Source organism: Bordetella parapertussis (genome assembly GCF_020735925.1).
GTDB lineage: Bacteria > Pseudomonadota > Gammaproteobacteria > Burkholderiales > Burkholderiaceae_B > Bordetella > Bordetella pertussis.
In genome coordinates this window covers 4,093,177-4,118,189 of sequence record NZ_CP085971.1, presented here as the reverse complement: position 1 = coordinate 4,118,189, position 25,013 = coordinate 4,093,177, and the positions used below count along the sequence as shown (strand labels likewise).

25 protein-coding genes are annotated in these 25,013 nt (G+C 68.3%); 18 read left to right on the top strand and 7 right to left on the bottom strand.

From position 1 onward, the window contains the following. Positions 1 to 45: 45 nt before the first annotated feature. Positions 46 to 879, bottom strand: a complete 834-nt coding sequence (locus LK409_RS19445; protein ID WP_003818093.1) for an NUDIX hydrolase — start codon at positions 877 to 879, stop codon at positions 46 to 48. 268 nt (positions 880 to 1,147) lie between these two features. Between LK409_RS19445 and coxB the strand changes: the two genes are divergently transcribed. The 5 genes from coxB (at position 1,148) to LK409_RS19420 (ending at position 5,356) form a co-directional block, all read left to right on the top strand. After that, on the top strand, positions 1,148 to 2,305 hold the full coding sequence (gene coxB / locus LK409_RS19440; protein WP_041937320.1) for a cytochrome c oxidase subunit II: 1,158 nt from the start codon (positions 1,148 to 1,150) through the stop codon (positions 2,303 to 2,305). Between the two features lie 110 nt (positions 2,306 to 2,415). Continuing rightward, positions 2,416 to 4,023, top strand: coding sequence for a cytochrome c oxidase subunit I (gene ctaD / locus LK409_RS19435; protein ID WP_003815745.1), 1,608 nt, complete (start codon positions 2,416 to 2,418; stop codon positions 4,021 to 4,023). 34 nt (positions 4,024 to 4,057) lie between these two features. Continuing rightward, positions 4,058 to 4,180, top strand: a complete 123-nt coding sequence (locus LK409_RS19430; RefSeq protein ID WP_003815743.1) for a cytochrome oxidase small assembly protein — start codon at positions 4,058 to 4,060, stop codon at positions 4,178 to 4,180. A gap of 13 nt (positions 4,181 to 4,193) precedes the next feature. Next, on the top strand, positions 4,194 to 4,418 hold the full coding sequence (locus tag LK409_RS19425) for a DUF2970 domain-containing protein (RefSeq protein WP_003815740.1): 225 nt from the start codon (positions 4,194 to 4,196) through the stop codon (positions 4,416 to 4,418). Between the two features lie 62 nt (positions 4,419 to 4,480). Next, positions 4,481 to 5,356 (top strand): cytochrome c oxidase subunit 3, encoded by an 876-nt coding sequence (locus LK409_RS19420; protein WP_003815738.1) that lies wholly within the window; start codon positions 4,481 to 4,483, stop codon positions 5,354 to 5,356. A gap of 109 nt (positions 5,357 to 5,465) precedes the next feature. Here the strand turns inward: LK409_RS19420 and LK409_RS19415 are convergent, their stop codons facing one another. After that, a complete protein-coding gene (locus LK409_RS19415) occupies positions 5,466 to 5,666 on the bottom strand; it encodes a twin transmembrane helix small protein (protein ID WP_003815736.1) in 201 nt (66 codons plus the stop codon). Positions 5,667 to 5,726: 60 nt separating this feature from the next. Here LK409_RS19415 and LK409_RS19410 point away from each other — a divergent pair, with 60 nt between their 5' ends. Genes LK409_RS19410 through LK409_RS19390 form a run of 5 tightly spaced genes read left to right on the top strand, consistent with a single transcriptional unit; the run spans position 5,727 to position 9,679 of the window. Then, positions 5,727 to 6,473, top strand: coding sequence for an SURF1 family protein (locus LK409_RS19410; protein WP_041937319.1), 747 nt, complete (start codon positions 5,727 to 5,729; stop codon positions 6,471 to 6,473). Positions 6,474 to 6,498: 25 nt separating this feature from the next. Beyond that, a complete protein-coding gene (locus LK409_RS19405) occupies positions 6,499 to 7,119 on the top strand; it encodes an SCO family protein (protein WP_010929457.1) in 621 nt (206 codons plus the stop codon). A 2-nt stretch (positions 7,120 to 7,121) separates the two neighbouring features. Further along, positions 7,122 to 8,153 carry a COX15/CtaA family protein gene (locus LK409_RS19400; RefSeq protein ID WP_010929456.1) on the top strand — a complete coding sequence of 344 codons (1,032 nt, stop codon included), beginning with the start codon at positions 7,122 to 7,124 and terminating at the stop codon, positions 8,151 to 8,153. A gap of 10 nt (positions 8,154 to 8,163) precedes the next feature. Continuing rightward, positions 8,164 to 9,057 (top strand): heme o synthase, encoded by an 894-nt coding sequence (cyoE, locus tag LK409_RS19395; RefSeq protein ID WP_003815729.1) that lies wholly within the window; start codon positions 8,164 to 8,166, stop codon positions 9,055 to 9,057. A 19-nt stretch (positions 9,058 to 9,076) separates the two neighbouring features. Beyond that, entirely contained in the window at positions 9,077 to 9,679 is a 603-nt protein-coding gene (locus LK409_RS19390; protein ID WP_003815727.1) for an SCO family protein, read from the top strand. A 171-nt stretch (positions 9,680 to 9,850) separates the two neighbouring features. On the opposite strand, the gene LK409_RS19385 is transcribed toward LK409_RS19390, so the two are convergent. After that, positions 9,851 to 10,072 (bottom strand): DUF3717 domain-containing protein, encoded by a 222-nt coding sequence (locus LK409_RS19385; protein WP_003815725.1) that lies wholly within the window; start codon positions 10,070 to 10,072, stop codon positions 9,851 to 9,853. A gap of 127 nt (positions 10,073 to 10,199) precedes the next feature. Between LK409_RS19385 and LK409_RS19380 the strand changes: the two genes are divergently transcribed. The 8 genes from LK409_RS19380 (at position 10,200) to LK409_RS19345 (ending at position 18,805) form a co-directional block, all read left to right on the top strand. Continuing rightward, entirely contained in the window at positions 10,200 to 10,844 is a 645-nt protein-coding gene (locus LK409_RS19380; RefSeq protein ID WP_003815724.1) for a glycine zipper 2TM domain-containing protein, read from the top strand. 215 nt (positions 10,845 to 11,059) lie between these two features. Beyond that, the gene (locus tag LK409_RS19375) at positions 11,060 to 11,773 is read left to right on the top strand and encodes a PhaM family polyhydroxyalkanoate granule multifunctional regulatory protein (RefSeq protein ID WP_003815722.1); all 714 of its coding nucleotides are present in this window, start codon (positions 11,060 to 11,062) and stop codon (positions 11,771 to 11,773) included. 74 nt (positions 11,774 to 11,847) lie between these two features. Further along, positions 11,848 to 13,221, top strand: coding sequence for a bifunctional UDP-N-acetylglucosamine diphosphorylase/glucosamine-1-phosphate N-acetyltransferase GlmU (glmU, locus tag LK409_RS19370; RefSeq protein ID WP_003815721.1), 1,374 nt, complete (start codon positions 11,848 to 11,850; stop codon positions 13,219 to 13,221). Beyond that, positions 13,218 to 14,603 (top strand): MFS transporter, encoded by a 1,386-nt coding sequence (locus LK409_RS19365; protein ID WP_010929455.1) that lies wholly within the window; start codon positions 13,218 to 13,220, stop codon positions 14,601 to 14,603. Before glmU ends, LK409_RS19365 begins: the two co-directional genes overlap by 4 nt. Before the next feature lie 111 nt (positions 14,604 to 14,714). Continuing rightward, positions 14,715 to 16,037 carry a UDP-glucose dehydrogenase family protein gene (locus tag LK409_RS19360; protein ID WP_010929454.1) on the top strand — a complete coding sequence of 441 codons (1,323 nt, stop codon included), beginning with the start codon at positions 14,715 to 14,717 and terminating at the stop codon, positions 16,035 to 16,037. Then, the gene (locus tag LK409_RS19355) at positions 16,034 to 17,095 is read left to right on the top strand and encodes a glycosyltransferase family 4 protein (RefSeq protein ID WP_010929453.1); all 1,062 of its coding nucleotides are present in this window, start codon (positions 16,034 to 16,036) and stop codon (positions 17,093 to 17,095) included. Before LK409_RS19360 ends, LK409_RS19355 begins: the two co-directional genes overlap by 4 nt. Positions 17,096 to 17,522: 427 nt before the next feature. Beyond that, complete coding sequence (locus LK409_RS19350) at positions 17,523 to 17,825, top strand: helix-turn-helix domain-containing protein (RefSeq protein ID WP_226376449.1); 303 nt, start codon at positions 17,523 to 17,525, stop codon at positions 17,823 to 17,825. Positions 17,826 to 17,923: 98 nt separating this feature from the next. Continuing rightward, entirely contained in the window at positions 17,924 to 18,805 is an 882-nt protein-coding gene (locus LK409_RS19345; protein WP_010929452.1) for a DMT family transporter, read from the top strand. Here the strand turns inward: LK409_RS19345 and LK409_RS19340 are convergent. Genes LK409_RS19340 through LK409_RS19325 form a run of 4 tightly spaced genes read right to left on the bottom strand, consistent with a single transcriptional unit; the run spans position 18,802 to position 25,013 of the window. Next, positions 18,802 to 21,177, bottom strand: coding sequence for a molybdopterin-dependent oxidoreductase (locus tag LK409_RS19340; protein ID WP_010927213.1), 2,376 nt, complete (start codon positions 21,175 to 21,177; stop codon positions 18,802 to 18,804). The genes LK409_RS19345 and LK409_RS19340 overlap by 4 nt on opposite strands. 19 nt (positions 21,178 to 21,196) lie before the next feature. Beyond that, on the bottom strand, positions 21,197 to 22,033 hold the full coding sequence (locus LK409_RS19335; protein WP_003815714.1) for an IclR family transcriptional regulator: 837 nt from the start codon (positions 22,031 to 22,033) through the stop codon (positions 21,197 to 21,199). Continuing rightward, on the bottom strand, positions 22,030 to 22,827 hold the full coding sequence (locus LK409_RS19330) for a citryl-CoA lyase (RefSeq protein ID WP_010929451.1): 798 nt from the start codon (positions 22,825 to 22,827) through the stop codon (positions 22,030 to 22,032). The genes LK409_RS19335 and LK409_RS19330 overlap by 4 nt, the downstream gene beginning before the upstream one ends. Further along, on the bottom strand, positions 22,824 to 25,013 hold the full coding sequence (locus LK409_RS19325; RefSeq protein ID WP_010929450.1) for an acetate--CoA ligase family protein: 2,190 nt from the start codon (positions 25,011 to 25,013) through the stop codon (positions 22,824 to 22,826). Before LK409_RS19325 ends, LK409_RS19330 begins: the two co-directional genes overlap by 4 nt.

The following is a 25,013-nucleotide window of genomic DNA, read 5'->3' as shown; positions in this document are numbered from 1 at the left end:
AAGTCGGCGGGTGCCAGTCCCCCTGCGGGGACAGGCACCCGGGGGTCAGGTTGTGCCTTCGGCTCTGCGTTGCATGATGTCCTCGACGATGACCAGCGCGGCTTCCAGGGTGAATTCGCCGGCTTCGATGCGGCGTACGGCGTGGTCGACGCTGGTGGTGGCGATTTCCATGACTTCGCCGTCGCGGTTGGCCGGCCGTGCGTCGGCCGGCAATACGCACGTGCTGGTCAGCAGGTCTTCGACCTGGTAGCCCTCGGGCAGTCGCCGGTGCATGCGCAGGATGGTGCGCAGCGGGGTGCGTTGTTCCAGCTGGTGCGGATCCAGGCCGGCTTCTTCGCCGCATTCGCGCACCAGCGCGGTTTCCAGGTTTTCGCCGCTGCCGGCCAGGCCGCCCACCAGGGTGTCCCACATGCCCGGATCGGTGGACTTCGTCATCGCGCGGCGGGCGATCCACAGTTCGCCTTGCGGCGTCCAGGCGTTCAGGTGCACGGCGCGGGTATTGAGCCCCAGCGGCCGCACCGCGGCGCGCTCGATGGCGCCCAGGCGCAGATCGCCGGCGCAGACGTCCAGCAATTCGTCGCGCCACCCACGCAGGCAACGGGCATCGCGTAAAGATTGCGCAACCTGGGCCAGCAAGGCGTCCAGCGTCGGGCCAGGCGCGAGATCGGCGCCGATGCGCAGGCCGTCGGCGTCGGGCTGCAGGTCGGCCAGGCCGCTGGCGCGCAGGGCGTCGCACGCGGCATGCGTGACCCAGCCGCAACAATGGCCGGCAATGTAGAGCGGCCGGGCCTGGTCGGGCGGCAGGGCTTGGGCGCGTTGGCCGAGCTCGGCATACAGCCTCGTGAGCCGCTGCTGGCTTGCATAGTGAGTGTCTGGCATGCGATGGATTTTAGTTCAGCCGCGCGCCGGGGACCCGATGGCGGGCGCACAGATGGGGGCGCTGCGGAACGAATTCAAGTGAGCAAAATTACATTCGTTTGCGCGTCCGCTATAATTCCGCGGTTTCTTTGTGAATTCGAGTGGGATCGACGGGGCTGCTTCTACCCTGCCTTGCCCTACCGTCTAATAAATCGCGCGTTTGCCCGCCTTTAGGACGGCCTGTACGGCGTATCAAGGAACGGGCATCGTGCCGTGTTTCGAGGTAAGCATGAAGAAGTGGAGAGGGATACTGGGCGCTTGTGCGCTGCTGATTGGCAGCGCGGCCGCGGCGCAAGTGCAAGACATGCCCGGGGGCCCAAGGGTCAATCAGCTAAACCTGCACGAAGGCATCACGCAGATCTCGCGAGACGTCGTGTGGCTGCATTGGATGATGCTCGCGATCTGTATCGTGATCTTCATCGGCGTGTTCGGCGTGATGTTCTATTCGATCTGGGCGCACCGGAAGTCGCGCGGGCACAAGGCCGCCACTTTCCACGAGCACCTGGGCGTGGAAGTCGCGTGGACGGTCATTCCTTTCCTCATCGTCATCGCCATGGCGCTGCCGGCCACCAAGACCGTGGTCGCCATGAAGGACACTTCCAGCGCCGACGTGACCGTCAAGGTCACGGGCTACCAATGGAAGTGGGGCTACGAGTACCTTGACGGCGAAGCCGCCGGCATCAAGTTCCTCTCCACCCTGTCCACGCCGCGCGCGCAGATCGAGAACCGCGAGCCCAAGGGCCAGTTCTACCTGATGGAAGTCGACAACCACATGGTGGTTCCGGTCGACAAGAAGGTGCGCGTGGTGCTGACCGCCGGCGACGTCATCCACTCCTGGATGGTTCCGGACTTCGGCGTCAAGCAGGGCGCGATCCCCGGCTTCCTGCGCGATGCCTGGTTCCGCGCCGAGAAGCCCGGCATCTATCGTGGCCAGTGCGCCGAACTGTGCGGCAAGGACCACGCCTTCATGCCCATCGTGGTGGAAGTGCTGGCGCAGCCCGAGTACGACAAGTGGGTCGCCGATCAGAAAAAGAAGATGGCGGCTTCGGCGGACGATCCCAACAAGGAATGGACGCAGGCCGAACTGGTTGCGCGCGGCGAGAAGGTGTTTGCCGCCAATTGCGTGGCCTGTCACCAGGCCAACGGCAAGGGCATTCCGGGCTCGTTCCCTCCGCTTGACGGCGATCCCGTCGTGCTGGGCCCCAAGGCCGCGCAGATCAATACCGTGCTCAAGGGCAAGCCCGGCACCGCCATGGCGGCGTTCGGCGGCCAGCTCAACGATGTCGAAGTCGCGGCGGTCATCACCTACACGCGCAATGCCTGGAGCAATGCAGGCAAGGGCCAGGACCCGGTGGTCCAACCCAAGGACGTGGTGGCGGCGCGCTGAAGCGCGCCCCGCTGCTGTTCCTGTAGTTGGCAGTTTCCACCGTTACGTTCGATCGAGATCCTTGCCGGCCTCCTGGACCGAGGCCGGCAATCAGCAGGAAGGAGTCCATCATGAGCAGCGTCACTGTAGACCACGTGTCGCCGGGCCACGGCCACGGTCACGATGACCACCACCACGCCATGCCGAGCGGCTGGCGCCGCTGGCTTTTCGCTACCAACCACAAAGATATCGGGACGATGTATCTCATCTTCTCGTTCTTCATGCTGATGGAAGGCGGCGTGCTGGCCCTGTTGCTGCGCACCGAGCTGTTCGAGCCCGGTCTGCAGTTCTTCCGCCCCGAACTGTTCAACCAGTTCACCACCATGCACGGCCTGATCATGGTGTTCGGCGCCGTCATGCCGGCGTTCGTGGGCTTCGCCAACTGGATGATCCCGCTGCAGATCGGCGCCTCCGACATGGCGTTCGCCCGCATGAACAACTTCAGCTTCTGGCTGCTGCCGGTCGCCGGCATCATGCTGACGGTGTCGTTCTTCGTGCCCGGCGGCGCCACCGCCGCCGGCTGGACGCTGTATGCGCCGCTGTCGGCCCAGATGGGCCCCGGCATGGACCTGGCCATCTTCGCGCTGCACATCATGGGCGCCTCGTCCATCATGGGCGCGATCAACATCATCGTCACGGTGCTGAACATGCGCGCGCCCGGCATGACGCTGATGAAGATGCCGCTGTTCTGCTGGACCTGGCTGATCACCGCGTTCCTGCTGATCGCGGTGCTGCCGGTGCTGGCCGCTGCCATCACTATGGTGCTGACCGACCGCCACTTCGGCACCGGCTTCTTCAACGCGGCCGCCGGCGGCGACCCGGTGCTGTACCAGCACGTGTTCTGGTTCTTCGGGCACCCCGAGGTCTACATCATGATCCTGCCGGCGTTCGGCATCGTGTCGGCCATCGTGCCGGCCTTTGCCCGCAAGCAGCTGTTCGGCTATGCGTCGATGGTGTACGCCACCGCCGCCATCGCCATTCTGGCGTTCATCGTCTGGGCGCACCACATGTTCACCACGGGCATGCCGGTGACCGGGCAGCTGTACTTCATGTACGCCACCATGCTGATCTCGATCCCGACCGGGGTGAAGGTGTTCAACTGGGTGGCCACCATGTGGCGCGGCTCGATGACCTTCGAGACGCCGATGCTGTTCTCGGTGGGCTTCATCTTCGTGTTCACCATCGGCGGCTTCACCGGCCTGATCCTGTCGGTCGCGCCGATCGACATCCAGGTGCACGACACCTACTACGTGGTGGCGCACTTCCACTACGTGCTGGTGGCGGGCTCGCTGTTCGCGCTGTTCGCCGGCACGTACTACTGGCTGCCCAAGTGGACCGGCCGCATGTACAGCGAGAAGCTGGGCAAGCTGCATTTCTGGTCGTCGATGATTTCGTTCAACATCACCTTCTTCCCGATGCACTTCCTGGGCCTGGCCGGCATGCCGCGCCGCTACGCCGACTACGCCGCGCAGTTCACCACCTTCCACCAGCTGGCCACGATCGGCGCGTTCTGGTTCGGCCTGTCGCAGCTGATCTTCCTGTGGGCCGTGCTGCGCTGCTACCGCGGCAAGGGCGAAGTGGCCTCGGCCAAGCCCTGGGAAGGCGCCGAAGGCCTGGAGTGGACCGTGCCGTCGCCGGCGCCGTTCCATACCTTTGAAACCCCGCCCGAAGTAAAGTAAGGTCATCGCACCCCCTACGTAGCAAGGCAGTAACATGACTCCTGAACAACGCCGCCGCAATCGCAACGTCGCCCTCATCCTGTTGGCGCTGGTCGCGGCGGTGTTCGTCTGGACTTTTATCCGCGGCGCCGTGCTGTTTGCCGGCGTGACGGGCTGACGGAGGGCATGACATGACCGACGACCTGCACAAGCTCAGCCAGCGCAAGCTGAGCTTTTTCCAGACCATGAAAGCCGTGCTGTGGGGCTTTTTCGGGGTGCGCAAGGGTGCGGGCTACCAGGACGACATCGCCAGGCTGAATCCGGTGCATGTCATCGTGGCCGGCCTGCTGGCTGCTGCAATTTTCGTGATCGCCCTGGTGGCGATCGTGCGCTGGGCCGTCGCCGGCCTGGCATGAAGCAATAATTCAACAATCTGTACCAGGGAGAAGACCATGAGTGCGAGCCCAGGGAGAAGACCATGAGTGCGAGCCACTCGGTTCAAGGCAAAGAGGCCCCGTACTACTACGTGCCTGCAGATTCCGGGCACCCCGTGCGGACCGCCTTGGCACTGTTGGCCATGGGCCTGGGCGCGGCCGGTTGGGTCAATGGCGCCGTGTGGGGCAAGTGGGTGGTGCTGGCCGGCGTGATCGGCCTGTTCCTCACCCTGTACTTCTGGTTCGGCGACGCCATCCAGGAGTCCGAGAGCGGCTTGTACAGCAAGCGTATCGACGCGTCGTACCGCTGGGGGATGAGCTGGTTCATCTTCTCGGAAGTGATGTTCTTCGCCGGTTTCTTCGGCGCGCTCTGGTATGTGCGCACCATCACCACGCCCTGGCTGGGTGACCTGGACCACAAGCTGCTGCTGTGGCCCGACTTCAACGCCACCTGGCCCAACTTCGGCCCGGCCGGCGTGGTCGAGCACTTCCAGACGGTCGGCCCGTTCTGGCTGCCCACCATCAACACCGCCCTGCTGCTGTCCTCGGGCGTGACGCTGACCATCGCGCACCACGCGCTGCGCGAGAACCTGCGCGGCAAGGCCATCTTCTGGCTGTTCGCGACGGTGACGCTGGGCTTCATCTTCGTGGCCTGTCAGGCCGCCGAGTACATCCATGCCTATGCCGACCTGAACCTGAAGTTCAATTCGGGCGCGTATGGGTCGCTGTTCTACATGCTGACGGGCTTTCACGGCTTTCACGTGATCGTGGGCGCCACCATGCTGACCGTGATCCTGATCCGCCTGATCCGCGGCCACTTCACCGCCGACAACCATTTCGGCTTCGAGGGCGCGGCCTGGTACTGGCACTTCGTCGACGTGGTGTGGCTGGGCCTGTACCTGTTCGTGTACTGGTTCTAGACCCGCCGCCGCAGCGAGCCTTGACGACGAATGCCCCCGCAAGGGGGCATTCGTTCGCCGGCAGGGCTATCATGCAGGGCGCGGCCGCGGGAACTCGCGCCGCCGTGCGCTATCTCAATCCCGTGCTTTCTATCCAGCCCAGGTGATGGGCCAGCAGCACGAACAGGAACAGGGCAACCGACAGCCCGATGCGCACCGTCAGCGCATTGACCGTGCGGTTGGTACTGCCTTTGTCCTTCATCAGGTAGACCAGGGCGGATGCCAGGCTGGCGAGAATACCGATGAAGGCCACTATGACTATGACGCGCATGCAGGCCTCCGGCGCAAAACGGAAATTATTGCAGACATGGCTCGACCGCACTCGTGGAAATTGACCTTGGCAGCCTTGTTGCTGTTGGGTATCGCGGCCGCCATTCTCGCATCGTTGGGACGCTGGCAGCTGCATCGCGCCGACGAGCGCCGCGCCGTGCTGGCCGCCATCGAGGGCGGGCGCGCGCTGGCGCCGCTGCCCCTGGCGCCCGATACGCCGGCGCCGCAGCTGACCGCATGGCGCGCCGCCAGCGCCGAGGGCCAATGGCTGCCGCAGTTCAGTGTACTGCTGGAGAATCGCAACCATGGCGGGCGGCCCGGTTACTGGCTGGCCACGCCGCTGCGGCTGCACGCCGGCGGGGCGGCCGTGCTGGTGTTGCGCGGCTGGCTGCCGCGCGCGCTGGGCGCCGGCCAGACGCTTTCGGTGCCGGCGCCGCCGGCCGGCCCGCAGGCGGTCACCGGCGAACTGATGCCGCGCGTGCCCAGGTTGTTCGAATTGTGGTCGTTCGGCGACGCGCGCGCCGGCAAGCTGCCCGACACCTTGCCGGCATCCGGGGCGCTGCCGCCGGTGGTGCAGAACCTGCAGCTCGACGACTACGCGCGCGCCAGCGGCCTGACGCTGCTGCCGACGGTGCTGATGCAGACCGGCGAGCACAACGACGGCCTGGCGCGCGACTGGCCGCAGCCCTCGGTCGATTACAACCAGAACATCGGCTATGCCATGCAATGGTTCGCGTTTGCCGGCATCGCCGCCATCGCCTGGCTGGTCGTGGCCGCGCGCGCCTGGCGGCGCCGGCGCCAGGCTTGATCCCTCCCGATACAGGAAAACATACGTGGCCCGCTCTTTTGCTCCTTCCGCGCCCAAGCGCTCGATGCTGCCCCTGGTGCTGGTGTTCCTGTGCGCGCTGGCCCCCGTGCTGGCGGCCGTCATCGTGTACAACAATCCCCAGTGGTGGCCCGAGGACAGCAGCAACTACGGCACGCTGGTGCAGCCGCAGCGGCCCATGCCGACGGCGCAGCAGCTGCAGCTGACCACCCTGGACGGCAAGCCGTTCGACCCCGCCGGGCTCAAGGGCAAGTGGCTGCTGGGCGTGGCCGACCAGGCCGCCTGCCCCGAATCTTGCGCCCGCAAGCTGTTCATCACCCGCAACAGCCACGCCAGCCAGGGCAAGAACGTCGACCGCGTGCAGCGCGTCTGGTTCATCACCGACGACGGGGAGGTGCCGCAGAAAGTGCTGGACGCCTATCGCGGCACCCTGATGCTGCGCGCCCGTCCCGAACAGCTGGGTCGCTATCTGCTGGGGCAGGACGCCGCCGCGCCGGCGGCCCTGCTCGGGCCCATGTGGGTCATCGACCCGCTGGGCAACCTGATGTTGCAGTTCCCTCCCGACGTCGATGGCGTCAAGGTGCGCAAAGACATCAGCAGGCTTCTGTACAACTCGCGCATCGGCTGACCATGGACCGCACCAAGCAGCGCTATCGCAAACTCGTCTTCTTCACCTGGTTCCTGACGCTGGACCTCATCATGTTCGGCGCCTTCGTGCGCCTGACCGATTCCGGGCTGGGTTGCCCCGACTGGCCGGGCTGTTACGGCAGCGTGACTCCATTGGGCGCCATGTCCGACATCCATCAGGCCGCCAGCAGCATGCCGTTCGGGCCGGTCACTCTGTCCAAGGCCTGGATCGAGATGATCCACCGCTACGTCGGCGCCTTCCTGGGCATGCTGATCATCGCCATCGTCTGGATGGCCTGGCGCTACCGGCGCGAGCTGGGCCGCTCGCCGGCCCTGGCCGTCGGCGCGCTGATCGCGGTGTGCGTGCAGGGCGCGTTCGGCGCCTGGACGGTGACCCACAAGCTGATGCCGGTGGTGGTGACCGCGCACCTGGTGTTCGGCCTGCTGGTGCTGTCGCTGATGACCTGGCTGTCGGCGCGCGAACGGCCGCACGCGCCCCTGTCGCCGCAGGCACGGCGCTGGCGGCCGTGGATGACGGTCGGGTTTCTGCTGCTGCTGGCGCAGATCACCCTGGGCGGCTGGGTCAGCACCAATTACGCGGCGCTGGCCTGCATGGACTTCCCGACTTGCCATGGCCAGTTGCTGCCGGAGATGGATTTCCATGGCGGTTTTTCGCTGATTCGCGCGTTGGGCGAGCTGCCCTCGGGGGAAATGATTTCCCAGCACGCGCTGACCGCCATCCACTGGACGCATCGCAATTTCGCTTTCGTGGTGTTCGCCTACGTCGGCGTGCTGGCCTGGCGCCTGCGCGGCGAGCCGGGCCTGCGCGGGCCGGCCACGCTGATGCTGGCGCTGCTGGCGGCCCAGCTGTTCACCGGGCTGACCACCATCTTCTTCCAGTGGCCGCTGCTGATCGCGGTGTTGCACAATGGCGGGGCGGCCGGGCTGACCCTGGCCGCCGTGGTCATCCTGGTGCGCCTGGCCGACGCGCCGCAAGCCGCCGGGGTGGTCCGGCCCCAATTCGATCGCGTTTAGAATAGCGACCATGTCCAGTCTTGCTGCCCCCCAAACCGGATTGCTGCGCCAATACCTCGTCCTGACCAAGCCGCGTGTCACGCAGCTGGCGGTATTCTGCGCGGTGATCGGTATGTTCCTGGCCGCGCCTGGCATGCCGGATCTGAGCCACGTGGTGTTTGGCACCCTGGGCATCTGGCTGCTGGCCGCCGCGGCATTCGCCATCAACTGCCTGATCGAGCAGGAGGTCGACGCCCGCATGCTGCGCACCGCGCGGCGCGCGACGGCGCGCGGCACCATCTCCGACATCCAGGTGCTGAGCCTGTCGGGCCTGCTGGGCGGCGCGGGCATGCTGGTGCTGTACCACCTGGTCAACCCGCTGACCATGTGGCTGACCTTCGCCACCTTCGTCGGCTACGCCATCATCTACACCGTCATCCTCAAGCCGCGCACGCCGCAGAACATCGTGATCGGCGGCCTGTCGGGCGCCATGCCGCCGGCCCTGGGCTGGGCCGCGGTGGCCGATTCCGTGCCGGCCGAGGCCTGGGTCCTGGTGCTCATCATCTTCATCTGGACCCCGCCGCATTTCTGGGCGCTGGCGCTGTACCGCAACAACGACTACATCAAGGCCGGCCTGCCCATGCTGCCGGTGACGCACGGCCAGCAATTCACGCGGCTGCATATCCTGCTCTACAGCTTCGCCCTGCTCGCCACCACCTTGCTGCCGTACGCCATCCGCATGAGCGGCGCGCTGTACCTGGCCAGCGCGCTGGCCCTGGGCGGCATGTTCGTCTGGTATGCCTGGCGCCTGTATCGCGAATACAGCGATGCGCTGGCGCGCCGCCTGTTCCGCTTCTCGATCCTGTACCTGGCGCTGCTGTTCGGCGCGCTGCTGATCGATCACTGGGTCGGCCTGCTGCGCTGACTGTAGGAGGGTTGTTTCGATGTTCGCCTTTACTTCCGCACGCCGCCGTGCGCTGCAAGCCGTAGCCGCGATGGGCGTGGCCGCGCTGCTGGCCGCCTGCGGCGAAAGCGCGCCGGCCTTCAAGGGCAGCGATATCACCGGCACGCAACTGGGCAAGAAGCTGGCGCTGGTCGACCACAACGGCAAGCCGCGCACCCTGCAGGACTTCGCCGGCAAGGCGGTGGTGGTGTTCTTCGGTTTCACCCAGTGTCCCGACGTCTGCCCGACCTCGCTGGCCGAGCTGTCGCAGGTCATGAAGCAGCTCGGGCCGGACGCCGACCGCGTGCAGGTGCTGCTGGTCACCGTGGACCCCGAGCGCGACACGCCCGAAATACTCAAGCAGTACGTGACGACGTTCGATCCGCGCTTCCTGGGCCTGACCGGCACGCCCGAGCAGATCAAGCAGGCCGCCGCGTCGTTCAAGGCCTATTACGCCAAGGTCCCGACCCAGGACGGGGCCAACTACACCATGGACCATACCGCCGCCTTCTACCTGTTCGACGGCAAGGGCGAATCGCGCGTACTGGCCACCAATACCGCCGGCGCCGAAGCGCTGGCGCACGACATCAAGGCCTTGCTGTAGACGCGGGGTGTCCATCCCCGCATGAGGACTGACATCTGTGGCAGGGTGTGCCTGTCCCCACTGGGACAGGCACACCGCGCTACGTCATGAACGGTTGACTGCCAAGACGGTATCTGTCCCCGCATGGGGGGGCCGATACCCGTGGACGCCCAAAGCGCCCGGCCGCGCGCCTTATTTCCGGCTGTCCAGCCACGCCTGGTAGGCGGCGCGGGCGGCTTGGCTCAGCTCGGCGGGGGTGATGTCGCGGCGATGGCCGATGATCATCAGCGCATAGGGGGTGGCTAGCGCGGCGGCCTGGGCGCAAAGGCGGGACTCGTCGCCCTGCGAGGGCGCGCGGTGGCGCCAGTAGTTGATGGCTTGTTCCAGCTCGGGCAGGGTGATCGGCGTATCCATCGTGGCATTGTCCCAGAATTGCCAGCGCGGCGAATGGCGTATTCTTTGCAAAGGGTCACCATCGCAATACGCGGAAACGCGGCGGCGGTGCTATACAACGGGCCGTAGTTGTTGCCGGAGAACCGACATGAATCGTCCCTCAGAATCCGCGCCCAGGCGCAGGCTGCACCCGTTGCTGGGCGCCGCGGCCGTTTCCGTCATCATTCTCAGCGCCGTCGCCGTGGCGGCCATGACGGGGGTCTTGCCCAACCTGTCGGCCGGGTCGTCGCCGCAGGCGGCCGCCTCGGCGCAAGAGGCCGCGCTGGCCGGGCCGGAGGCCGCCAATGTGGCTTCCGCGCCGCAGCAGGCGCCCAAGCAGGCCCAGAAGCCGGCCCAATCGGCGCAACCTGCCCAGCAGCCCGCCCAGGCGGGCGCGCCGGCCTGTGCCACCTGCGGCGTGGTCGAGGGCATCCGCACCGTGCAGGTGCCGGTGCGCGATGACAGCAACCATCTGATCGGCACGGTCGCCGGCGGCGTGGTCGGCGGCGTGGTGGGCAACCAGTTCGGCGGCGGCCACGGGCGCGACGCCCTGACCGTGCTGGGCGCGGTGGGCGGCGCGCTGGCTGGCCGTGAAGTCGAGCGCAATATCCGTGAGCAACAGACGGTGACGCATTATGAGCTGACCGTGCGCATGAGCGATGGCAGCCGGCGCCAGTTCCGCAGCGCCCAGCCCTTCGCGTTCGCCTCGGGCGACCGGGTGCGGGTCGAGAACGACCAGCTGCTGCCGGGTTGAGCGCGCGGCCGGCGCGCCCGGATACAGGTGCAAAGAATTCGCAGCATGGCGAGCGGCCGTTCCGTGGCAGACTTGCGGCCAGCGGCGTAGGTCATCCGGCGTTTTGGCAGGGGCTGGAATCGAGCGTAATATCGGGCAGCGATAATGCGGGTCGCATACCGGCCCGCCGCATGTCGATAACGGGCCGGCGCGCCCCAGCCATCGCAGGAGACCGAATGAGCGACTCGCACACCAATCCGTTCGTGCTGCCCGGGATGGGCCAGAATTCGGATCTGTCCGGCAATCCCCTGTTGGCGAGCATGGAAATGATGCGCCAGGCGTGGGCCGGGCTGGCGGGCCCGGGCGGCCTGACCCAGGCCTTGCCCATGGCGGTGCCCATGAACCTGGAAGACCTCGACCGCCGGATCAACGAACTGCGCAGCGTCGAGAACTGGCTGCGCCTGAACCTGTCGATGCTGTCGAGCTCGATCCAGGGGCTGGAGGTGCAGCGTGCCACCATTGCCACCTTGCGCTCGTTCGTCGACAGCGTGTCGTCGGTCGGCGCCGACGAGGCCGCGGGCGGCGCTTCGCCGCTGGAAGTGGCGCTGGGCCTGAAGCCGGCGCCGCAGGGCGGCGGCGCGCCGACCGGCCAAGCGGGTGGTCAGGCCGCCGCGCCGGCTGCGGAAGCTGGCGCCGTTCCTCCCTCCATCAACGCGGCGGCCCAGTCGGCGTCGCAGGCCTGGTGGGACCTGATGCAGCAGCAATTCAACAACCTGGCCGCGGCCACGGCCGCGTCGATGCAGGCCCCGGCGGGCGAAACGCCGCCGCCGGGCGCGGCGGATGCCCCGCCCGCCGCCGCCGGCAAGCCCAAGGCGGCGCGCAAGAGCGCCGCCAAGCCGCGGGCGCCGCGCAAGCGGGCGCCCGCCAAGGGCGCGGCGGACAAGCCGTAGCGCGCCGGCACGCCCTGGAATCGTCGAGCTTATCGAACCTTCGCGTTTACTGACTTTGGATATCTCAGATTTCTATGCTTAATGTAGTGATACTCGCCGCCGGACTGGGCAAGCGCATGCAGTCCGATCTTCCCAAGGTGCTGCATACCCTGGCCGGCCGGCCCATGCTCGATCACGTCATCGGCAGCGCGCGGCAGTTGCAGCCGGCGCGCATCATCGTGGTGGTCGGACACGGCGCCGATCGCGTCAAGGCGGCCTTCGAGGGCCTGCCCGGCCTGCAGTTCGCGCTGCAGCAGCCGCAGCATGGCACCGGCCATGCCGTGCAGCAGGCGGTGCCGCAATTGCTGGAAGGCGATGGCGAGGACGACGTCACCCTGGTGCTCTATGGCGACGTGCCGCTGGTGCAGCCGGCCACCTTGCAGAACCTGCTGCAGGCGCGCGGCCGCGGCGTCGCCGTGCTGACCGAGGTGCTGGCCGATTCGACCGGCTACGGCCGCATCGTGCGCGATGCGCAGGGCCAGGTGTGCCGCATCGTCGAGCACAAGGACGCCAGCGAGGCCGAGCGCGCCATCAAGGAAGTCAACACCGGCATCCTGGCCGCGCCCACGGCGCGCCTGAAGGACTGGCTGGGCCGCATCACCAATGACAACGCCCAGGGCGAGTACTACCTGACCGACGTGATCGGCCTGGCGGTGGGCGACGGCGTGCCGGTGGGCGCCGCGCAGCCTGGCGCCAGCTGGGAGACCCTGGGCGTGAACAGCCGCGTGCAGCAGGCCCAGCTGGAGCGCGCCTGGCAAAGCGAGCTGGCGCGCCGCCAGCTGGAGGCCGGCGTCACCCTGGCCGATCCGGCCCGCTTCGACGTGCGCGGCACGCTGAGCTGTGGCCGCGACGTGTTCATCGACGTGGGGTGCGTGTTCGAGGGTACGGTTACGCTGGGCGACGGCGTGCGGGTGGGCCCGCACTGCGTGCTGCGCGACGTGGCCGTGCAGGCCGGCGCGCGCATCGAGGCATACTCGCACCTGCAGCAGGCCAAGGTGGGCCAGGAAGCCGTGGTCGGCCCGTATGCGCGGCTGCGTCCCGGCGCCGACCTGGGCGAGCGCTCGCATGTGGGCAACTTCGTCGAGATCAAGAACAGCGTGCTGCAGGCCGATAGCAAGGCCAACCACCTGGCCTATATCGGCGATGCCGACATCGGTGCGCGCGTCAATGTCGGCGCGGGCACGATCACCTGCAACTACGACGGCGTGAACAAGCATCGCACGGTGATCGAGGACGATGCCTTCATCGGTTCCGATACCCAGCTGGTGGCCCCGGTTCGGGTGGGCAAGGGCGCGACCCTGGGGGCCGGCACGACGCTCACCAAGGATGCGCCGGCCGGGCAGTTGACGATTTCGCGGGCGCGCCAGAGCACCATCGAAGGCTGGAAGCGCCCGGTCAAGAAATCGTGATCGGCGAGGATGCGTCCGCCGCCCGGTGCGGCTCCCGCAACTCGCCGCCCGACGGGCTGCCCACGCCGCGCCGGTATTGGGCCGCCGCCACGGTCCTGACCGGCATGAGCCTGGCGGTGCTCGATGCCACCATCGCCAACGTGGCGCTGCCGACGATCGCGCGCGACCTGAATGCCGCGCCTTCCGATGCCGTGTGGGTGATCAACGCCTATAACGTCGCGGTGGTGGTCATGCTGCTGCCCATGTCGGCGCTGGCCGAGCGCGTGGGCTTCCGGCGCATGTTCACCTTCGGCCTGCTGCTGTTCACCCTGTCGTCGCTGGCCTGTGTCTTCGCCGGGCAGCTATGGCACCTGACGCTGGCGCGGGTCTGCCAGGGCGTGGGGGCGGCGACGCTGATGTGCATGTTCGGCGGGCTGGTGCGCAACATCTACCCCCTGCGCATGCTGGGCCGCGGCATCAGCATCAACGCCACGACGGTGGCCGTCATGTCGGTGCTGGGGCCGACGCTGGGTTCGCTGATCCTGTCGGTGGCGTCGTGGCGCTGGATTTTCGCCGTCAACCTGTCCATCGGCATCGTCATCATGTGCGGCCTGCGTTTCCTGCCCGAGGTGCCGCGCAACAAGATGCCGCTGGATTGGCTGAGCGCGCTGCTGGCCATGCTGACGCTGGGCATTTTCATTTCCGGCGTGGACCTGCTGGGGCACGACGTGCTGCGCGGCATCGGGATGATCGCCGTGGCCGTGGCCATCGGCTGGCTGCTGGTGCGGCGCGCCAGCGGCCAGACGGCGCCGCTGGTGCCGGTGGACCTGTTGCGCATCCAGGCGGTGGCGTACGCCGTGGCCGCCTCGGCCTGTACCTTCGCCGCGCAGATGGCCTCGTACGTGGCGCTGCCCTTCTATTTCCAGCAGGTGCTTGAACGCCCCTACCTGCAGATCGGCCTGCTGATGGCGGCCTGGCCGGTGGGCACCGCCGTGGTGGCGCCGGTGGCCGGGCGGCTGTCCGACCGTTACGCGGCCTCGACGCTGAGCGGCGCGGGGGCCGGCATCATGGCGCTGGGCATGGCCTGCCTGACCCTGCTGCCGACCACGGTGTCCAACCCGTGGATCATGGCCGGCATGTTCCTGACCGGGCTGGGGTTCGGCCTGTTCCAGACGCCCAACAACCGCGCCATGCTGTCGTCGGCGCCGCGCCAGCGCAGCGGGGCGGCCGGCGGCGTGCAGGCCACCACCCGGGTGTTCGGCCAGAGCTTCGGCACCGCGCTGGTGGCCATCGCCTTCAGCGTCTATCCCCAGCACGGGCCCACGCTGGCCCTGGCGCTGGGCACGGTATGCGCCTCGCTGGGCGTGGTGGTCAACGTGGTGCGCCGCCGCGCCGAGGCCTAGGGGCCGCCCAGGGCGGGCGCCGGCCCGGGCGGGAGCGGCGCTCCACTACTTCTATAATGCCCGCAGTGCGGCGGATGGTCCGCTGACGCCGCGTATTGCGAGGTTGCAGGCATGAAAATCACAGTCGTTGGTACCGGCTATGTCGGGTTGGTGTCGGGCGCGTGCCTGGCCGATATGGGCAACGAGGTGCTGTGCCTGGACACGGACGCCGCCAAGGTGGCGATGCTGCGCGAAGGGCACATACCCATCTACGAGCCGGGCCTGGAAGACCTGGTCAAGCGCAACGTGGCGGGCGGCCGCTTGCAGTTCACCGACGACATCGCCGCCAGCGTGGCGTTCGGCGACGTCCAGTTCATCGCCGTGGGCACGCCGCCCGGCGAGGACGGCTCGGCCGACCTGCAGTACGTATTGGCGGCGGCGCGCAGCATCGCCCGCCACATGACGACCCGCAAGGTGGTGGTGGACAAGTCCACCGTGCCGGTGGGAACCGCCGACAAGGTGCGGGCGGCCATGCAGGAAGTGCTGGCCGAGCGCGGGGTGGAGGTGCCGTTCAGCGTGGCCTCCAATCCCGAGTTTCTCAAGGAAGGCGCGGCGATCAACGACTTCATGAGCCCCGACCGCATCATCGTGGGCGCCGACGACGAGCACACCATCGACACCATGCGACGCATCTATGCGCCGTTCCAGCGCACCCACGAGCGCGTGATGGTGATGGACGTGCGCTCGGCCGAGCTGACCAAGTACGCCGCCAACGCGATGCTGGCCACGCGCATCTCGTTCATGAACGAGATGGCCAACCTGGCCGAGGCGCTGGGCGCCGACATTGAACAGGTGCGGCGCGGCATCGGGGCCGATCCGCGCATCGGCTACCACTTCCTGTACCCGGGCATCGGCTATGGCGGCTCGTGCTTCCCCAAGGATGTGCAGGCGCTGATGCGCAGCGCCGGCGAGCACGCCCTGCCCATGCGCGTGATCGAGGCCGCCGAGACGGCCAACCAGGCGCAGAAGCTGCGGCTGGCGCACAAGGTGGTCGCGCGCTACGGCGCGGACCTGCAGGGCCGCACGTTCGCGCTGTGGGGCCTGGCCTTCAAGCCCAATACCGACGACATGCGCGAAGCGCCCAGCCTGAGCACCATCGCCGACCTGACGCGGCGCGGCGCGCGCATCCGGGCCTACGACCCGGTGGCCATGCCGCAGGCCGCCAAGGTGCTGGACGACAACCCCGCGGTCGAACTGGTCGACGACATGTACCAGGCGCTCGACGGCGCCGACGGCCTGCTGATCACCACCGAGTGGAAGGTGTTCCGGGCTCCCGACCTGACCCGCGTCAAGCAGATGCTCAAGGCGCCGCTGATCATCGACGGGCGCAACCTCTATGTGCCGGCCGACATGCGCGCGCAGGGCTTCGACTACCAGGGCATAGGCCGCGCATGAGGATACTGCAGCTCAACTTCGAGAAAGGCTGGCGCGGCGGCGAGCGCCAGACGCTGTACTGCATGCGCGCCTTCCGCAAGGCCGGCCACGATGTCGAGCTGCTATGCCGCGCCGGCGGGCCCTTGCAGGCGCGCGCCGCCGAGGAAGGCTTCGTCACGCACGGCCGGCGCAACGTGCCCGGCCAGCTGGGTTTCCTGGCCAGCGCCGGCGCAAGCTACGACATCATCCATGCCCAGACCGCCAACACCGTGACCTGGGCCGTGCTGACCAAGGCGCTGCACCGCCGGCCGGTGGCGTTCTCGCGCCGCACTTCGTTCGTGGTCGAACCGGGCGAGGAGTGGAAGACCGGCTTCAAATGGCGCCGGATCGACCTGTTCGTGGCGATCAGCGAGATGGCCGCCGGCGAGCCGCGCCGCCTGGGCATCGAACCGGTCATCATCCGCAGCGCGGTCGAGCCGCACGTCATCGATCCGGCCAACGTCGAGCGGCTGGCGCGCGAGTTCGCCCTGCAAGGCAAGAAGGTGCTGGCCACCTCGGCGGCGCTGATCCACGACAAGGACCCGCTGACGCTGGTGCGGGCGGTCGGCGAGCTGGCGCGCCAGCGGCAGGACTTCGTGTTCCTGCATTTCGGCGCGGGCGGCGACCGCGAGGCGCAGGCGCGCGCCGAGGCGCAAGCCCTGGGCCTGGACGGCGTGTACGTGTTCGCGGGTTTTCGCAAGGGCGTCGAAGACTTCTACAGCATCATGGACGTATTCGTCATGAGTTCGCTCGAAGAGGCGCTGGGCAGCAGCGTGCTGGATGCCTTCCTGCAACGGGTGCCGGTGGTATCGACCGACGCCGGCGGCCTGAAGGAAAGCCTGGCCGACGGCCGCGGCGTCCTGTGCGCCGTGGGCGATCATCATGCGCTGGCCGCCGGCATGGCGCGCTGCCTGGACGACGCGGCGTTTCGCGCCGACGTCACCCAGCGCGCCTACGATTACGTGCGCACCGAACACGACGTCACGGAAATGGGCCGGCGCTACCTGGCCCGATTCGAGCAATTGCTGGCGCGGCGCTAGCCGACGCCCTGGAGCGCTGCGATGGAAACGGCCAGATTCGGATTGCGGTCCTATCGCGGCGAAACCAGCCGCCACGCCCATCCCTGCCATCACCAGCTGATCCTGCCGCGCGGCGGCGGCATGCTGCTGTCGGCCGCCGGCCGCGAAGGGCGCGTGACCGGCGCCTGGGGGGCGCTGGTACCGGCCGGCGAGTCGCACGCCTTCCAGGCCGATACCGGCGCCGCTTTCCTGGTGCTGGACCTGCCCGCCGCCGCCAGCCCGTTCGATACCGATACCTTGCACCGCCTGGGCGAACAGGTGTTCTTCCCGCTGCCGCCGGCGGCCTGGCATCTGGCCGAAGCCGCCGGCGCGCAGGCGGCGCATGCCCCGCATCGGCTGGCCGACGGTTGGCGCGACTGGGCGGCGCTGCTGGGCCAGGCCCTGGGCGATGCGCGCCTGTGTCGAGGCCGAACTGGCCCGCCCGCTCACGGTCGCCGAACTGGCGCGCCGCGCCGGCGTCAGCGAGCGCACGCTGCAGGCGGTCTGCCGCGCCGAACTGGGCGTGGGGCCGCATGGCTATGTCATGCAGCGCCGCCTGGCGCGCGCCCGCGCGCTGCTGGCGCAGACCGCCTTGCCGCTGGCCGAGGTGGCCGCGGCGGCCGGCTATGCCGACCAGAGCGCGCTGGCGCGCGCCGTGCGCGCCGGCTGCGGCATGACGCCGCTGCAGTACCGGCGCGGCCAGCGCGGCTGAACGCTTCGCGGGTTTTGCCTAAACCCGCGCCATTGCTTCAAGACAGGGCGTGCGCGGGCGGGTAGCGTGGCGCGACCAACCTGATTGGAGCGCCTTCCATGCACGTTTCCGCCCTGCCCGGCGCGCAACCGGCGCGCCATGCCGCCAATGGCGCCGGCGTTGCGGCCATCCTGCTGTGGGCGTCGCTCGCCCTGATGACCGCGACGGCGCAGGGCCTGCCGCCGTTCCAGTTGCTGGCCGCCAGTTTCGGCGTGGCTTTCGCGCTCAGCGCCGTCCTGCTGACCGCGCGGCGCGCCTGGGGGCGGCTGCGCGCGCCGGCCGGCGCCTGGCTGCTGGCCGTCGGCGGCATCTTCGGCTACCACGCGCTCTACTTCTACGCGCTGGGCAACGCGCCGGTGGCCGAAGCCAGCCTGATCGCCTATCTCTGGCCCCTGCTGATCGTGCTGTTCGCGCTGCGCGGGGCCGGCGGCGCGCGGCGCTGGCGCGCGCTGGCCGGCGCCGCCCTGGGTTTCGCGGGCACCGCGCTGCTGGTCTGGCAGCGCGCCGGCGGCCCGCCCGGGGCGGACGCGGGCGCCGATGGCTATCTCGCCGCCCTGGGCTGCGCGTTCGTCTGGTCGGGATACTCGGCGCTCAATCGCCGCTATGCCGACGTGCCCAGCGACATGATAGGCGGCGTGTGCGGCGTGGTGGCGCTGGCCGGCGGGCTTTGCCATCTGGCCTTCGAGCAGACCGTCGCGCCGTCGGTAGCGCAGTGGTGGGCCATCCTGGGGCTGGGCATCGGTCCGGTCGGGCTGGCCTTCTTCGCCTGGGATTACGCCACCAAGCGCGGCTCGCTGCCGCTGCTGGGCGCGCTGTCATACCTCGCGCCGCTGGTCTCGACCCTGCTGCTGATCGCCACCGGCGCCGCCGCGGCCGGCTGGGGGCCGGTATTGGCGGCCCTGGCCATCATCGGGGGAGCCTGGCTGGCGACGCGGCGCTAGCCGGCTGGCGGCGCAAGCGGGCCCGGCGGTCCGGGCCGCGTGGCGATGGCCGGCGGGCAATAGGCGCGAACATCCCTGAGCGGGCCCAGGTACTTTTCGATCTGCACCGCCGTCAGCTGCCCCGAGCAGCCCTGGGCCAGGGACGAGGTGCCCGCGTCGCGGGTCACGGCATTGGGATTGCCGTGCACGCACATGGGCAACCCGCGCTCGTCCTGCTCCGGGTCGTACCAGGCGCCGGTAGGCAGGCGCACGACGTCCTCGCGGATATCCGTGGACAGGGTCGCCGCCGCGAGGCACGATCCGCGCGGGCTGTAGATGCGCACGATGTCTCCCTCGCCGATCTCCCTGGCGCGCGCGAGCGCCGGATGCAGCGTGCAGACCTCGCGGCCCTCCCGCTTCGATGCCTGGCTGTAACCGCCGTAGTCGAACTGGCTGTGCAATTTGTTGGCAGGCTGGTTGGCGACGAGATAGAGCGGGTAGGCCGCCGAGACGGGGTCGGCGGGAGGCAGCCAGGCCGGGTGCCCGGGGCAATCGTCATAGCCGAACGCCGCGATCTGTGCCGAGGCGATCTGTATCCGGCCGCTCGGCGTGGGCAACGGGTGTGCCGCAGGGTCCAGCCGGAATGCCCGTTGCGCGCCGCCATCGTCCGGGCGCTGGGGCAGCCTGAGCTCGCCCTTCTCCCAGAACGCGTCGAACGACGGCGCGTCGAGGCCTTTGGCTGCCAGCTGCTCGCGGGTTGCCGCGTAGATCCATTGCAGCCAATCGGACGCCGAGCGCCCTTCGGTCATTGCGGCGCCGCAACCCATGCGCTGCGCCAGGTCGCTGAAAATATCGTAATCGTTCCTGGCATCGGCGTAAGGCGGGACGACCTGCTGCATCGCGACCATCAGATCGTCGGTCGGCGAGGCGCCGATATCGTCGCGCTCCAGTGTCATGGTGCAAGGCAGGACGATGTCGGCATGCCTGGCGGTCGCGGTCCAGCCGATTTCGTGGACGACGAAGGTGTCGAGCCGCTGGAATGCCTGGGCCAGGCGGCCGAGGTCCTGGTGATGGTGGAAGGGATTGCCGCCGGCCCAGTACGCGAGCCGGATATGCGGGTAGCGCAGCGTCCTGCCGTTGTATGGGAACGTCTCGCCTGGCGAAAGCAGCATATCGGCGATGCGCGCGCAGGGGATGAAGCGTTTCTCGTGGTTGGCGCCTTGTGGCAGCGCCGCGATCGATACGGCATTCTTGCGCCGCCCGTACTTGGAGATCGAGCCCAGCGCATAACTGTATCCGCCGCCTTCCAGTCCCACTTGCCCCAGCAGCGCGGCGAGCACCAGGCCCATCCAGACCGGCTGTTCGCCATGGTCTGCGCGCTGCAGGGAGTGGGCCACGGTCACGAGGACCCGTTTGCCCGCCAGTCCCAGTGCGAGCTCCGTGATGGCCGCAGCGTCGATGCCGCACAGGGCGGCTGCCCATGCCGCGTTCTTGGCCAGGCCATCGGCGCGGCCGAGCAGATAGTCTTCGAATACCGGCCAGCCGTCGCAGAAATCGACGACGAAATCCCGGTCATGCAGGCCCGCTGCGACCAGCGTGTGCGCGATGCCCAACATCAGCGCGACATCCGTGCCCGGCACCACCGGCAGCCAGGTCGCGGCCGCCTCCGTGGGCAGATCGTCCCGTTGCGGGCCTATCGTATAGAAGCGGCAGCCGCGTCCGGCGGCCTGCGCCATGGCCTGGCGTTCGATGTGCCGGCTGACGCCGCCGGCGGCCACGCGCGAGTTCTTCAGCGCCATGCCCCCAAATGCCAGCACGACGTCGGTATGCCGGGTGATCTGTTCCCAGGAGACATTGCACAGCGTGACTTCGTCGAAGCCGCCAACCACGTGCGGAAGCACCACCTGCGCGGCACCCGAACTGTATGAATGGACCGAGCGGACATAGCCGCCCAACGCGACATTGAGAAAACGATGCAGCTGGCTTTGCGCATGGTGGAAGCGCCCCGCGCTGGACCATCCGTATGAGCCGCCAAACACGCCGGCGGTGCCATGGTGATCGACCACGCGGCGCAATTCACGGGCAAGACGATCCAGTATCTCGTCCCACGACATCGGCACATAGTCGTCGCTGCCGCGCCGGGTGTCCGGCCCGGGGCCGTCGCGCAGCCAGCCCAGCCTGACCATCGGTTCCGGAACGCGCACGCCATGGCGGATGGCGTCTGGCAGATTCTCGATGAGGCGGTTCGGATCGGGATCGCCCGCAAACGGACGGACCTTCAAGCGGTCGCCGGTGTGCGCGGCGTCGAAGACTCCCCAGTGCGAGCTGTGCCGCCGCCATTGCACAGGTGGCTCGCCATCCGGACGAGCCGCGTTCGTGTCGCGTTCTTTCATGGACGTATCCTTGGCGGAATTACGATTGGTCGCCTGCGTTGCCCAGGTGCGGGAGATACTGCCCGATGCCCTCCCTGAGCAGCGACGCAAGTTCGGCGGTGCGCGCGCGTATCGTCACGCTGGGGCCGCCGACGGCCACCGCCATGGGCCGGGTGCCTTCGCGTTCCGGCAGCAAGGCCGCGATGATGCCTACCCCTGGCACGAGCCGGTCTAGCGATGTGGCATAGCCGTTCTTGCGTATCTGGGTGGCGTCGCGCGTGACGGTGGACAGATTGATCTCGGGCTCGTTGGCGCCGCGCAAGGCGTTGTGCCGGAATACGGCGCGCCGCACCTGGTCGGGCTCCATCGTCGAGACGAACAGCCTGCCGGTTCCGGAGGTCAGCAAAGGGCGTACGTCTCCGACGTTGACATGCAGGCGTACGCGCTGCGTCGAGGGAATGATGTGGATGTAGCGGGCGCCGGCATCCACTTGCAGGGCCAGGATGATGGTTTCGCCCGTTGCCTTGGACAAATGGCTCATCAGCGCCATCAGGGGGCCGTCGTGGGCGAGCAGCGGGTCGATCCAGCTGCCCAGCAATGTCACGCGCGGGGTCGGACGATAGAGCCGTTGCTCGTCCTGGACCAGGTAGCTGAGCCGCTGCAGGCTGCGCAGGATGCCGGCCGTGCTGGATGCCGGGAAACCCAGTGCGCGCGAAATCTCCAGTACGCCGGCCTCGCGGCGCACGGTGTCGAAGTATTCGAGGATCTGGATGACACGGACGGCCGATTTGACTTCGTTGGTCATGGTTTGGAGACCCGAAAGAACGAACGCCGCGGCGCGCGAACCAGGGCAGGCATGTCGCAGCGCGCCGATCATGACGGCATGGGCCCGGTGTAGTGCACGCACTCCTGGGGGACATGACGCCACTTCGTATTCTGCCCCTTTTCTTCCAGGTAGTGCGTCAGGACGCTGAACTTCCTGGCGATCATCACCAGCGCGGCGGCGCAGCCGTCGGGCAATCCCAGGTCGAGTGCCAAGGCCGCCACGATGCCGTCGATGTTGATGGGGATATCCCTGCCCTTGGCGGCGGCGAGATGGCGTTCGGCCGCGAGCAGCAGTTCGCAGTGGATGCCCGCGGTGCCGGCGCGGCGCGCTACCTCCAGCAGGACGCGCGGGCGCGGATCCCTGGCGTGCGGCGGATTGCCGAAGCCGGGCATGCGCCCGCCGGCCCGCAGGGCCGCGGCGACCAGGTTCCCGGCGGCGGCATCGACGTCGTGCTCGCCGGGTGCGCCGTTGCGCGCGCCGGCGTCGGCGATGGCCTGCTTCATCATGGCAGCCAATGGGTCGCCGACGCCGCCGGCCACGTCGCCGTACAGCAGCGCCGCGCCCACCATGGCCTGGGCGATGGGCGCCCCGTAGGAGGCGAAGGTGCGGCCGATGGCCGCCGCCGGCGTCACGCCATGGTCCACGCACGCGGTCAGCACGGCATCCAGCGTACGCGCTTCGCCCGCGTCGGGCAGCCGGCCGGTCAGGAGCAGGAAGGCCGATGCCACGAACGGCTGTTCGCGAATGAGGTCGGACAGGCGATGTCCGCGGATGATGGTCTCTTCTTCCTGTGGCGTGCTGACGATCTTCGAGATGGCGGTCGTGAAGTGATGCATGTCGTTCATGAGTGCGCTTCCTGTGCAGGACAAACCGTCGCTTCGCCGGGCTCCGTCGGATGCCGTACGGTCGTGGCCAGCGCATCCAGCGCCACGACGCCCTGGCCCGCGGGAAGTACCCGCAATGGATTGATCTCCAGGCTTTCGATGTGGCGACGATTGGCATGCGCGTAGACCGAAAGCAGCGCAACGGCCTGCGCCAGGGCATCGGTGTCGGCGCGTGGCATGCCGCGCGCACCGTCGAGCAGCGGCGCGCCTTTGAGCTGCGCGATCATCGAGCGGGCCGTCGCGGCGTCGAAAGGCGCCCGCCGGATCACGGCATCGGCAAGGATCTCGGTGTAGACGCCATCGCTGCCCAGCATCAGGCAGGGCCCGAAGGTCGGGTCCTGGATGCAGCCCAGGATCAGATCCACGCCGGGACGCGCCATCGGGGCTATCGCGATGCCGTCGATGCGCGCTTGCGGACAGTTGCGCCGCACTCGCGCCATCATGGATGTGTAGACGGAGCGCGCCTCGTCGGCTGTCTGCACGGCGAGCTGCACGCCGCCGACGTCCGATTTGTGGAGAATCTCGGGCGACACGATTTTCAGCGCCACCGGAAAGCCCAGCTCGGTGGCGATTGCCGCGGCTTGGGCGGGATCCTGCGCGATACGCTCGGGCAGGGTCTGGATGCCGATCGACCGTACCAGGCGCTTGGCCTCGGTCTCGCTGTATTGCATGCCGGGCGTGACGGCATGGGCGGTATCGGGTAGCCGCGGCAGCGTCCGCGCCGGGCGCGCCTGCGCCTGTGCCGCCGCAATCTCCATCAAGGCCGCCACGGTGCGGATAGCCCGGGTCGGATCCTCGAACACACTGAAGCCCAGGGCCTCCAGTTCCTGGCGCACCTCGTCGCAGGCCAGCAGGCAAGCCACGCGCACCTGAGGGTCCGGCCGCTTCGAGAGCGCAGTCAGGGCTGGCATCAGGCGCCGCATCATCGCGGCGTTCAGCCCGAGGTGGGACAGGAAAAGCAGCAAGGAGCCGACCGTCCCGGAGGCCAGCAGCGCGTCGAGCATGGGCCCCAGAATCTCCGGCGTGTTGGTGATCTGCGCGGTGACGTCGACCGGATTGCGCGTGCCTGCATAGGGCAGCAATTCACGGATGCGAGCCTGGGCGATCGCGGGCAACTCCGGCATGTCCACGCCCAGCCGCTCGGCTTCGTCGGCCAGCAGCACGCCTACCCCGCCCGACGTGGTAACGACGGCCAGCGAGCGGCCGCGGGGGCTCTGGTGCACGGTCAGTGCATAGGCGACGTCGAACATGTCTTCGATCGAATGCGCGCGGTACACACCGAACTCGCGCAGCACGGCGTCGAAGACCTGATCGGAGCCCACCATCGATGCCGTATGCGACGCCGCGGCGGCCGCGCCGATCGGCGACGATCCTACCTTCATCATCACGATCTGCTTGCCGTGCGTGCGCGCCAGTTCCAGCGCCTCGATCAGGCGGCCGGCGTCGCGCACGCCCTCGATGCAAGCCACGATCACGTGGGTGCCCGGGTCGGTCGCCATGTAGGCAATCAGCTCGGCCACATCGATGTCGCTTTCGTTGCCGCTGGTCGCCCAGACGCTGAAGGCGATGCCGCGGCGTTCGGCCAGCACCAGGCAGTGGGCGCCCAGTGCGCCGGACTGGCTGGCCAGCCCTATGGATCCGGGCCTCGGGGGAGCATGTCCCACCGCGCCGCTGAACGTGGCGATCAGCTTGCTGCGGGTGTTGATCACGCCCAGGCAGTTTGGCCCCAGTACGCGCACGCCGCTGGCGCGCGCCCGGGCCGTCAATTCGGCCTGTACCTTGACACCCTCGGCGCCGATTTCGGCAAAGCCGGAGGTGTAGACAATGGCCGCGCGCGCGCCAGCCGCAACGACGTCGTCGAATGTGGCCAGGACATGCGCCGCCGGCACCGCGACGATGGCCAGATCCGGCCGAGTCGGCGTTTCGGTGATACGGGCGTAGGCGTCCAGTCCCTGCACCACGCTGCGCGCGGGATTGACGGGGTAGATCGGTAGCGCGAAGCGCGCCGCCTTCAACAGGTGCAGGGGGCGGCCGCCGATTTTCGACGGATCGTCCGATGCGCCCACGACGGCGACCGAGCGGGGCTCGAACAGGGCGGTCAACGTGTGCCCGGAACCGGGACGGCGGGATTGGGATGGGGTCGGCAT